Origin of the sequence: Bacteroides sp. An19, assembly GCF_002160215.1 — a bacterium.
Lineage (GTDB): Bacteria > Bacteroidota > Bacteroidia > Bacteroidales > Bacteroidaceae > Phocaeicola > Phocaeicola intestinalis.
In genome coordinates this window covers 24,398-35,580 of the sequence record NZ_NFKD01000046.1, presented here as the reverse complement: position 1 = coordinate 35,580, position 11,183 = coordinate 24,398, and the positions used below count along the sequence as shown (strand labels likewise).

At 49.7% G+C, this 11,183-nt stretch carries 9 protein-coding genes; 3 read left to right on the top strand and 6 right to left on the bottom strand.

Going from position 1 to position 11,183, the window contains the following annotated elements; all coding sequences use genetic code 11:
* Both B5F25_RS14995 and B5F25_RS14990 read left to right on the top strand, forming a co-directional pair.
* A partial coding sequence (locus tag B5F25_RS14995; protein WP_162614429.1) for a hypothetical protein occupies positions 1–185 on the top strand: 185 nt, incomplete at its 5' end.
* Between the two features lie 102 nt (positions 186–287).
* Positions 288–1,445, top strand: a complete 1,158-nt coding sequence (locus B5F25_RS14990; RefSeq protein ID WP_087250471.1) for a glycosyltransferase — start codon at positions 288–290, stop codon at positions 1,443–1,445.
* 53 nt (positions 1,446–1,498) lie between these two features.
* Here the strand turns inward: B5F25_RS14990 and B5F25_RS14985 are convergent, their stop codons facing one another.
* Entirely contained in the window at positions 1,499–3,700 is a 2,202-nt protein-coding gene (locus tag B5F25_RS14985) for a DUF5686 family protein (protein WP_087250470.1), read from the bottom strand.
* Between the two features lie 118 nt (positions 3,701–3,818).
* Between B5F25_RS14985 and B5F25_RS14980 the strand changes: the two genes are divergently transcribed.
* A complete protein-coding gene (locus B5F25_RS14980) occupies positions 3,819–4,520 on the top strand; it encodes a Crp/Fnr family transcriptional regulator (protein ID WP_087207713.1) in 702 nt (233 codons plus the stop codon).
* A 530-nt stretch (positions 4,521–5,050) separates the two neighbouring features.
* Here B5F25_RS14980 and B5F25_RS14975 read toward each other — a convergent pair.
* The 5 genes from B5F25_RS14975 to dapF all read right to left on the bottom strand — a co-directional run bounded on the left by B5F25_RS14975 (position 5,051) and on the right by dapF (position 11,148).
* Positions 5,051–5,461, bottom strand: coding sequence for a DUF1893 domain-containing protein (locus tag B5F25_RS14975; RefSeq protein ID WP_087207715.1), 411 nt, complete (start codon positions 5,459–5,461; stop codon positions 5,051–5,053).
* 200 nt (positions 5,462–5,661) lie between these two features.
* Positions 5,662–7,038, bottom strand: coding sequence for an aldo/keto reductase (locus B5F25_RS14970; RefSeq protein ID WP_087250466.1), 1,377 nt, complete (start codon positions 7,036–7,038; stop codon positions 5,662–5,664).
* A 91-nt stretch (positions 7,039–7,129) separates the two neighbouring features.
* Entirely contained in the window at positions 7,130–8,635 is a 1,506-nt protein-coding gene (locus B5F25_RS14965) for a 4Fe-4S binding protein (RefSeq protein WP_087250464.1), read from the bottom strand.
* Positions 8,636–9,006: 371 nt separating this feature from the next.
* Entirely contained in the window at positions 9,007–10,233 is a 1,227-nt protein-coding gene (locus B5F25_RS14960; RefSeq protein ID WP_087250462.1) for an LL-diaminopimelate aminotransferase, read from the bottom strand.
* 114 nt (positions 10,234–10,347) lie between these two features.
* Positions 10,348–11,148 carry a diaminopimelate epimerase gene (dapF, locus tag B5F25_RS14955; protein WP_022041060.1) on the bottom strand — a complete coding sequence of 267 codons (801 nt, stop codon included), beginning with the start codon at positions 11,146–11,148 and terminating at the stop codon, positions 10,348–10,350.
* Positions 11,149–11,183 lie beyond the last annotated feature (35 nt).

Below are 11,183 nucleotides of genomic sequence, written 5' to 3'. Positions count from 1 at the left end.
CGCTGATTTGGGATGAGTTTTTGAGGCATTTTCGCTTCTGTGATGAGGAAGATAGCGGGCTATCTGACGAAGAACAGGAGCGAAAAGGACCAAAAAATCGCCCAAAGCACACACGAAAAAAGATACATCAAGCCAAGAAAAACTTTTTGGAGAAATTCAAAACAGCTTCTGAATTCAGTTTCTGAATACGGTTGCGTTCTTATAGATTATGTGGTGAAAAAATCAGCGTATGTTGCTATCGAATGAAGATTTGCCCTATTTTTGCACCGTTATTTAGAAGAGATGATATGATGACGATAGACTTTACTTCGATTGCTGCCCTGTTGGCGGGTATATGTGTCGTATTCTTTGTGGTTCAAATGAGTGTGATGTGCGGCTTTTACAGCAGGATTCACCGCCATTTCCGGAAAGATGCTGGAACGGATCCCGTAGAATATCCTCCGCTTTCGGTGATTGTCGTGACCAAAGATACGGGCGAGCTGCTGCACGATAGCCTGGCAGCTATTCTGGAACAGGACTATCCGGCATTTGAAGTGATTGTAGTGAACGATTTGTCGGCTGGTGAAGACGAACTGATATTGAAACGTCTGGCAAACATATATCCGAATTTGTATCATACGTTTATTCCAGAAACGGCACGTTATGTGAGCCGGAAGAAACTGGGAGTGGCGATGGGTATACGTGCCAGTCATTACGAATGGGTGGTAGTGACCAGTCCTTATGCCAGACCCGAAAGTAAGGAATGGCTGCGCAGCCTTGCCCGCGAGATGACACCCGAAACCGATATCGTGCTGGGTTACAGCAACTATGTGTACGGGAAAGGAATGTTTGCCTTGCGTGTCAGGACAGATGCTTTTTTCCGTTCGCTGCGTTACCTCGGCATGGCACTTGCCGGGCATCCTTATATGGGACTTGGGCATAATCTGGCATATCGCAAGCGTGCCTATCTGGAACACAAGGGCTTCAGCAGTCATTTGCAGTTGCAGCGTGGTGAAGACGATTTGCTGGTGAATGCCATTGCCGACAGGTATAACACACGGGTAGCACGGGGAAAGGAAAGCATTGTACGTCTGCCATTGCCTGTTTCCCGGAAAAGCTGGAGGGAAGAGATGTTGGGAAGCGTATTGACGGGACGTTTCTACCAGGGTGTGGCACCGTTGCTGAATGCGTTGGAAACGTGGACATGTTTCTTGTTTCATCTGGGATGTGCCGTTGCTTTTGCTGTAGGCCTGGTAAGCGGGCAATGGATATGGGCAGGTATGGCTGCAGGGCTGTGGCTGGTCCGTTTGCTGGCGGTGATGCATATATGGTATCATACAGCGTGGGATTTGGGCGAGAAGTTCGGCGTGTTTTTACCAATCTTCGATGTGCTGCGCCCGTGGTGGAGTCTGGCACACCATATCCGCTTCTGGTTTTGCCGGAAGGATGCTTTTCTCAGGAAATAGTTTTATTTTGAACACGGACCACACAGAATGTGCAGGGAGAGGCACTAGAATGATTAACGGTTGAATAGTTCGAAAGTGAATTTACATCCTACCGAAGTGAATTTGCCTTGCTCATTGCCTATGAAAATGCCGAAATCGAAGATGTGCGTGCCTATGCCATACCCTAATTCGATATAGGGGTTAAGGTGTGGCATAAAGAGGATGCCCCCATACAGCCGTTCTTTCTGGATGAAGGACAGCAGACTGCCTACCGGATAGAGTAGCAAGAACGGTGTTTCGTAAGTCATATTACCCCGGATGTAATGGCGTGAGGCATTGTACCAGCGTGAATCAAGCATCTGGAAGGTGCCGCCGATATCATCGTTCCAGCCTTGTGGCAGGTTGCGGTTGGCAAAATTGACATAATCTACAAAATACATGTCATCCTGGTTGGTAAAAAAACCTCCTCCTACGTGGTAGGCAATGGTATGCATACCACGTATCCGGATTTTCTGTTCGGCAGAGAACTCGAAACGTTCGTAGGCTCCAGAGTTGTTCAGTACTTTGATGCCCCGTTCATAGTCGATAAGGAAAGTAGGATAGCGTGAACCTATATTTACTTTGCGGTTGCCGTTGGTATAATAATGGTACATGCATGGGGTCCATTCGATGCGCAGCCGGGGGGCGAAGCTATTGTAGCGTAACCTTACCCGCTGTGCCACTTCGGGAGTGCCGTTGACAGCATGACGCCAATGCATCGATACACCAGTCCATAACGTCAGCCCGTTGATGATTTCGATGTTGTGCGAAACGTTGAGATACACATCCTTGAAGTAATCCAGTTCCAGTCCGTCAAAGCTGAATGTACTGTCGGGCTGAGCCTGAAGCTGGTCGAGCACGATACTGCTGTAGATGCGGTTACCGTTTCCTACACTTACAGAAATGGCTCCGTGTTTTCGGGGATTGTAGACATATTCTCCGTCAAGTTTGGCATAAAATTCTTTTTTCGTGAAGTTATAGCCGATTTGCGGCACCAGATGAAGCAGCCGTCCGTTATGAAACAGTTTGTTGTATTTGAATTCTTGCCGGTAAGAGATTCCGTTACGGTGGCTATAGCTGATTAACAACGGGTTGATAAGCGGCGAACAGGAGATATTTCCTATTTTGTTGATGTCAATGTTATAGCTGCTTATCAAGGCATCGCCCATCTGCCCCAGAAGTACCAGATTTTTGCGGAGTTTGGTAGGAGGAGCTTTCAGTGTATCTTCCGGACTTATTCTACGGCGTTCGTTATAAGCTTGGTAAAGGCTGTCTTCCATATCGCTGAGTGGTAGCGGACGGATACGTGCGAAAGAATCACGGTCGTGCATGAGCCGGGTGGTGTCGCAGGTTAGTGTGTACGAGTCGGTCAGGTTATATCGCTGTTGGTCTTTTGTCAACCATTTGTCGGGCAGGTCCGACTTTTTATGAAATTTTACCTCTTCGTAATTGAGCCAGCCAGTACAATTCATTTCCAGATCGTTGCGCAGGAACTTGAAGCGGATGTCGAGGTTCATCATGTGTGGCAGGTACTTGGTTTCTGGCGTGTCGCCCATATACATGGTGATGTGGAAGGTTATCAGGTCATATTTCCCTTGAAAATCGAGGTAGCGGATGGTCCAGTCACTGGAAGAAATCCAGCACGACCCTTCCAATAGCTGGGTACTGGGATAGCGTGGGATGATACGCAGCTTGTAGATTTTTCCGTTACGGCGGTAGGCGACCGAGTCGAGCAGGTAATTGTAATGGATGCTTGATTCCTTGCTGAGTGGGGAAAGTACTTTGTCTTCCATGATGGAAGGAGCATAGAGGTTGAACTTCAGGAAGTCGGCTATATCGAAGAAACGGCTTTCGCTTCCCGGAAACGTGCTCGATATCGACTGTACCTTCCGGTCGTAGATACTGGGAGCTGTATAGTGAAGCTTGCTGATGGACTCGTGGATGTATGAGTTCACTCCTTTCTCCAAACGGAACATCGAAGGGATGTACTTGATGATACGGTTTCGTTTGTGGATTTTCAGCAGGCCTTTCAAGTATAATTCAGCCTTGTATTCTTCCACTTCAGAGGCATAGAAGTTGGCGGCATTGAATATATGTGTCAGGATGGAATCGGGCACATCAGTCTTGTGAGGTAAAGATTTCTGAAACGAGCCTATCTCTCCCCGTGCCGGACATATTGCCAGTAAGAGCAGGACAATCCAGCATATAAAACCCTGTACAATTTTCATATTTGCCATTCTAAAGGCAAATATATAATAAATCCTCGTGTCACGGAGGCAATTTTTAGGGTTTGAAATAAAGATTTTCATTTTTTCTTACTACCTTTGTGCTCCACAACATCGTTTTATAGCACCTATGGTAAAGAAGGAACTGACAGAAGCCGAGATTGCCGAAAGTATCCCCGATTTATGGCAACCTCTTACAGAGGCGCAACGTGAATATCTTGCGCAGAACTTTACAATTCAAAAATACAAGAAAAATGAGGTTATTTATTGCGAAGGCGAAACTCCGCAGTATATGATGTGTCTGTTGAATGGCAAGGTAAAAATTTATAAGGACGGAGTAGGTGGGCGCAGCCAGATTATCCGGGTTGTGAAGAACAAGGAATATTTTGCCTATCGTGCCTATTTCGCGCATGAAAACTTTGTGACGGCGGCGGCGGCTTTCGAACCTTGTACGATGTGCCTGATTCCGATGGCTGTTATTGAAGAATTGGTGGTCCAAAATGCGGAGTTGGCGATGTATTTCATCCGTCAGCTGTCGAAAGATCTGGGTATTTCGGATGCGCGTACGGTAAACCTGACGCAAAAGCATATCCGTGGACGCCTTGCCGAATCGCTCTTGTTCCTGAAAGATACGTACGGATTGGAGGAAGACCAATGTACGCTGAGTATTTATCTTTCGCGTGAAGACCTTGCCAATTTGTCGAATATGACGACATCGAATGCTATCCGTACTCTGTCGAACTTTGCCGCCGAGAAACTGATTATCATCGACGGGCGTAAAATCAAGATTGTGGACGAAGAAAAACTGAAGAAAATCAGTAAAATCGGATAACTCTCTCTTTAGGGGCACGATTGCCTCAAAAAACTTTCCCGCCACAGATTACACCGATTCCCATTCCATCGAACCTCCATTCAGACCGGTGTAATCCGTGGCTTTTCTTTTTCCCTGTCCGGTTGGTCCGCGCAGGCATATAGCTTCATTGGGCGCATCAGCCGGAAGCCTTTGGCAAAGCAGCCTGGTTTCAGCCTGGTTTTATTATACTGAAACTATAGTTTATTTACATTGAAACTATAGTTTATATATCTTGAAACTTCAGTTTCAGTGCATTGAAACTGCTGATACTTATAATTCCTTCTGGAAAGGCAATGTAGCTGTCTTTCTCACTACGGAGGACACAGGTACACAGATTTAATGTGTCAATGAATAATAGGGCAATGTGCTAATTTATTTTCGCATTAGCATATTGTTTATTGACCTATTCTTCTGTGGCACTCTGTGGTGAATAGTTATGTTTCATTAAAATCATAAATCTATACCGCATATAGTATAAGAAACTTTTTGGAGAAATTCAAAACAGTTTCTCATTTGTGCGCCATAACGAAATCGGTGATAATCTGGTAAAGCCGTTGCAGGTCGGTTTCTTCTCCGCATGCTGTTTCCAATGGGCAATATCCGGTCTGCTGGCGGTTGATGATGTGAGGCACTTCCTGTGCGCAAGACACTTTTACTCCATATTGTTCGAATAACTTTCGTGCGGGGGTGCTTAACACATCGGCATAGACTTCCGTCATTCCGCCCAATATCATCAGGGCGGCGGCTCCCTTGCCGATGACTTTGTCGGCTATGGTGGCACCTTGCATAAAAGCAGGGTCATTATTATATAAGGTATAAAGATCGGCTACGCCACGTTGCGTAAACGTGCGCGTCTCACCACGGTTGGCAATGACGCACGAATAACCTCCTGCATGGAGGAGGGAGATAAGTTGGTTCATCTTTTTAATTTACGATTTTGCGATTTACTATTTACGGTTTATGCCAATCAGGAGTTAAGGAGTTAAAAGGAGTTATCACTCCGCTCCGCTTCGTTAGGAGTTAAGCCAATAGTTTTGTTGGTGGAAGCAGGAGTGAAGGTATTGGCTTAACTCCTTAACTCCTTAACTCCTTAACTTCTTAACTCCCTCTAACTCCTGATTCACAATGTTTCCTGCTTCAATTTTTCCACATACTGGTCGATGCGTTGCATTTCGCGTGGGATATCGATGTACTGCGGGCAATGCGGATTGCATTGCTCACACCCGATGCAGTGGGATGCCTGGCGCAACTTCGGCACGCTGCGGTCGTAGCCTATCAGGAAGGTGCGGCGTGCCTCGGCGTAGTTGGGGTCGAGCTTGCTTTGCGGCATATTGCCTTCGTTCACACATTTGTTGTAGTGGAGCAATACCCCCGGAATGTCGATGCCATAGGGGCAAGGCATGCAGTATTGGCAGTTGTTGCATGGGATGGTGGGGTATTTGAGCATCAGCTCGGCGGTATCGAGCAGGAATTGCTGTTCCTCCTGGGTGAGCGGTACCAGCGGCGAATAGGTGCGGATGTTGTCTTGCAGATGCTCCATGTAGGTCATGCCGCTCAGTACGGTGAGCACCATGGGCGGTGTGCCGGCAAAGCGGAATGCCCACGAAGCGACGCTGTTTTCGGGGTTGCGTGTCTTCAGACGTGCTACGATGTGTTCGGGCACTTTCGACAGGCGTCCTCCCTGCAGGGGTTCCATGATAACCATCGGAATGTTCCGCTTGGAGATTTCGGCATACAGGTAGTCAGCGTTGACGTTTCTGCCCGATGCGTGCTTCCAGTCGGAATAGTTCAGCTGGATTTGGATGAAATCCCAGTGCACCTGCTCGTGGTATGCCAGTATCTTGTCGAACTCTTCCTTGCTTCCGTGGAACGACCAGCCCAGGTGACGGATGCGTCCTGCCTCACGCTCCTTGATTAAGTAATCGAGCAGGCCGTTGTCGATGAAGCGGTTCTGGAAGCTGCGCTTGCCGGTGTTGCCCAGCGAGTGGAGCAGGTAGTAGTCGATGTAGTCCGTCTGGAGCTTCTTCATCGAGTCGTGGTACATTTCTACGCTCGACTTGAAGTCCGTAAGGTCGAAGTTCGACATCTTGGTGGCGATGAAGTATTTTTCTCTCGGGTGTCGTTTCAGGGCGATGCCTGTCGAGGTTTCCGACCAGCCCTGCACATATACGGGTGCCGTATCGAAGTAATTCACTCCGTGTTCGATGGCGTAGTCTATCAGGCGGTTCACCTCTTCCTGGTCGATGACGTTTCCGCCTTTCTCGGGTGCGGGGAGCGTAGGCCAGCGCATACATCCGTAGCCCAGAATGGAGACTTGGTCTTTTGAAGGCGGGAAGTTGCGGTAAGTCATCTTGCCCGTTGGCACAGGGCTTTGTGCAGATGTCTCGGCTGATTCTTTGGGGGAGCATCCCGTCAGGGCTGCGGCGGTACCGGCGGTGCTGATGCCTACTATTTTCAGGAAATCCCTGCGGTTCATGCGGTTATCTTGTTTGTTCATAATAGCAGTGTAATTTGTTGATGTAATTTTTCACCACAGATTACACGGATTTAAATAATTGATTTAATCTGTGTAATCTGTGGTGTATGTTTTAAATGATTCGGTGGACTTCGTGGCCTTCTACGTAGATGGCGCTGAGCGGGCGTGCCGGACACAGGTTCTCACAGGCTCCACATCCGATGCACTTCTCGGTGTCTATCGCCGGAATCTTGAGCGACTCGGGATCAGACGGGTCGGAAGGAATCATCAGAATAGCTCCTGTGGGGCAATGGCGTGCACAGTTTCCACATGCTTGTCCATCGGTGAGCGGGATGCAGCGTTCTTTCACCCATACGGCATGGCCTATCTGGATGGCAGACTTTTCGGCTTTATCTATCAGGTGAATGGCACCCGTCGGACAGACTTCCGAACATTTCGTGCATTCGGGGCGGCAATAACCGCGTTCGTACGATGCGGTAGGTTGCATGAACGTGTCAAGCGAAGAAGAAGGACGGAGCACTTCGTTGGGGCAGACCGATACGCAAAGCTGGCAAGCAGTGCAATGTTGCTGCATATTGCGTGCGCTTTGCGAACCCGGAGGAGTAATCGGAGTCTGGCGTTTCGGTGCCTGCTTGTCGATGATGTCAGCAAGCCCGCCGTCCAGTTTAACGATTTCGGCTTTCTTTACAGCCTGTGCCTTGGCTGCGGAGGCAAGGAGCAACAACGACCCTGCCAGTACCTCACGCCGTCCCTTATCCTTGGGTTGCGAAGTAGGTTGTGACGGAGTGGCTTCTTTCTTTCCGTAGGCAAAACGATAGTGGATGGCATCGTGCTTGCATTGCTTCAGGCAGTCGAAGCAAGTCACGCACCGGCTATGGTCTACAGCTGCGTTCGGAATATCAATGCAAGCCGCCTTGCAACGGCGTGCGCACAAGTTGCATTTCCTGCATTTCTCTTTATCGATTTCGATTCGGAACAACGAAAATTTAGAGATAACCCCCAACACGGTCCCTACAGGACAGATGGTGTTGCAATACGTACGTCCGTTCCGCCACGCCAATACACCTATTATTATAAAGGTAAGCAGGGCGATGAGGAATGTCGGAAGGCTCTTCAGCCACACCTCGGTTTCATAGAAAGCGTAGCTGTCGGCACGTTCTGCAAAATAGGCCAGCAGGTTGTTTCCCCATTGATAGACGGGAGCAAACAGGTTGTTGGCGATTCTTCCGTAGGCGCTATAAGGGGCAATCAGTGCGGCAATCGAAGTGAGTCCGCCTGCCATCAACGCCAAGAACACGACCAATACGCTATAACGCAACACGTTTTTCGCTTTCGAATACGTATAAGGAAGTTTTTTCTTCCCTCGTCCTATCCGCGCCACGATGTCTTGAAAGACTCCCAACGGGCAGATAACGGAACAGTAAATGCGTCCGCATACGAAAGTAAGCACTATAAGAAGGAGCACAACGCCGGCATTGAGTGCCAATACAGCCGGCAAGAACTGAATCTTAGCCATCCATCCGAACCATGCATGCAATGTCCCTGTAAAGTCGAGGAACAAAAGCGTGACGATGCAAAAGAATAGGAAAGCTATTACTTGTCTGATTTTTTGCAACATAATGAGTAGTCTTTTGTTATTTCATGTCACAAAATTAGAAGAAAATGTTTTTTATGGTATCAGGCAGATAACAAAACTTTCTTAATGCCGATAATTTATATCAGGTCTAAGTTTATTCTTAATTTGTCATGCTAGATTTTGTCACGCTGGATTTGTAATCCAGCGTAATGAAAGGCACAGAGGCACACAGAAAAAAAATAAAATTTGAATATCCGCATTTCACCCAATTGCCTTGTAGGGGCGTATCGCATACGCCCGAATACGTCAACTAATCCACGTGGATGTCTTCAGGGCGTATGCGATACGCCCCTACATGGGATGTTTGCGGATATTCAATAAATAAAAACTCTGTGTGCCTCTGTGGTGAAATATCAGAGCTTGCCGATACGCCGGATGGCTTCCTCGCAATCCTCGCGCTTGCCGAAGGCGGTGAGGCGCAGGTAGCCTTCGCCGCTGGGGCCGAAGCCTACGCCGGGCGTGCTGACGATGTGGGCACGGTAAAGCAGCTCGTCGAAGAACTTCCACGAGGTCATCCCTTCGGGAGCCTGCACCCACAGATAAGGCGCGTTTATGCCTCCGAACACCCGGTAGCCGGCACGGGTCAGACCTTCGCGCATCGTACGGGCGTTTTCCATATAGTAGGCGATGGTTTCCTTCACCTGTGCCCTGCCTTCGGGCGAATAGACCGCCTCGGCACCACGCTGGGTGATGTAGCTGGTGCCGTTGAACTTGGTGCACTGGCGCCGGTTCCACAAGGGATTGAGCGGGACGCGCTCGTCATCGAGGGTAGCGGCGGTCACTTCCTTGGGCACCACGGTATAGCCGCAACGCACGCCCGTAAAGCCGGCGGTTTTCGAGAAGCTGCGTATCTCGATGGCTACTTTTTTCGCCCCGCGTATCTCGTAGATGGAATGGGGAACATCGTCATCGTGGATGTAAGCCTCGTAGGCGGCATCGAAGATGATGAGCGTATCGTTAGCCAGCGCATAGTCGACCCATTGCTTCAGCTGGTCGCGCGTGAGCGTGGTGCCTGTAGGGTTATTGGGATAGCACAGGTAGATCAGGTCGATGCGGTGGTCGGGGATGGCTGGGACAAAGCCGTTTGCGGCGGTGCAGGGCAGGTAAGTAATGTTGCTCCAGCGTCCGTCTTCGCCCAGCGTACCTGCACGCCCGCACATCACGTTGCTGTCGATATAGGCAGGATAGACCGGATCGGTGATGCCCATACTGTTATCCCAACGCAAGAGTTCGCCGATATTGCCCGTGTCGCTCTTCGCCCCGTCGCTGATGAATACTTCGGAGGGGCTGAGCTGGATGCCGCGCGGCGCGAAGTCGTGCTTGATGATGGTTTCGATGAGGAAATCGTATCCCTGCTCGGGACCGTAGCCGTGGAAGGTCGCAGATGATGCCATTTCGTCCACGGCGCGGTGCATTGCCTCGATGGATGCCTGCGGCAGGGGACGGGTCACGTCGCCGATGCCCAGGCGGATGATTGGTTCGCCCGGATGGGTTACTTGATAAGCCTTTACTTTTTTCGCTATATCGGAGAAGAGGTAGCTCCCCTTCAGTTTCAGGAAATGTTCGTTGAGTAGTGCCATATTGAGTTTTTGAGTTTTCTCACCACAGATTACACAGATTATTAAAATAAATTCTTCTGTGTTTCTGTGGTTCTGTGTTCAATAAAAATCTGTGTAATCTGTGGTGAAGCAGATTCACACGGTTATCACACCGTCGAATACTTTCTCGGCGGGGCCGGTCATGAAGAGGCGGGTGCCTTCGCCTGCCCAGCGGATGCGGAGCGTGCCCCCGTCCATGATGATGTCCGATTCTCCGGGGCAACGGTGGGTGTATGCCGATGCCACGGCGGTGGCGCACGCTCCGGTGCCGCATGCCATCGTGATGCCCGAACCGCGTTCCCATACACGCATGCGGACACGGCCGGGAGCCAATACCTGCGCGAACTCCACGTTCACACGGTCGGGGAAGAGCGGATGATGTTCCAGCACCGGTCCCACACGAGGCAAATCCACCTGCTCCATATCGTCCACGAAAATCACCAGATGCGGGTTGCCCATCGATACGGCAATGCCTTCGCGATAAGGATACCCCTCGCCCAAATCGACGGGATGAATATCCGCCGGGATGCCCATATCCACCGTCACGGCGTCCACCTTGCCGTCCTCCACATGCAGGCGGAGGGTCTTGATGCCCGAAAGCGTGTCGAGAGTCACTTCGGTCTTACGGGTCAGACCGTACTCGTACACATACTTTCCGATGCAGCGGCTGGCGTTGCCGCACATCTTGGCTTCCGAACCGTCAGCGTTGAAGATGCGCATGCTGAAATCCGCCTTGCCGGACGAGCCTATCAGCACCAGCCCGTCGCTTCCGATGCCCGTATGGGGGCGGCTCCACGCCACCGCCAGCTCTTCGGGATTCGGCAGGGGATATATCAGGGTGTTGACGTAGATGTAGTCGTTGCCTGCCCCTTGCATTTTGGTAAATTCTATCTTCATCAGTTAATAATTAATAGTTAATAATTAATAATGCC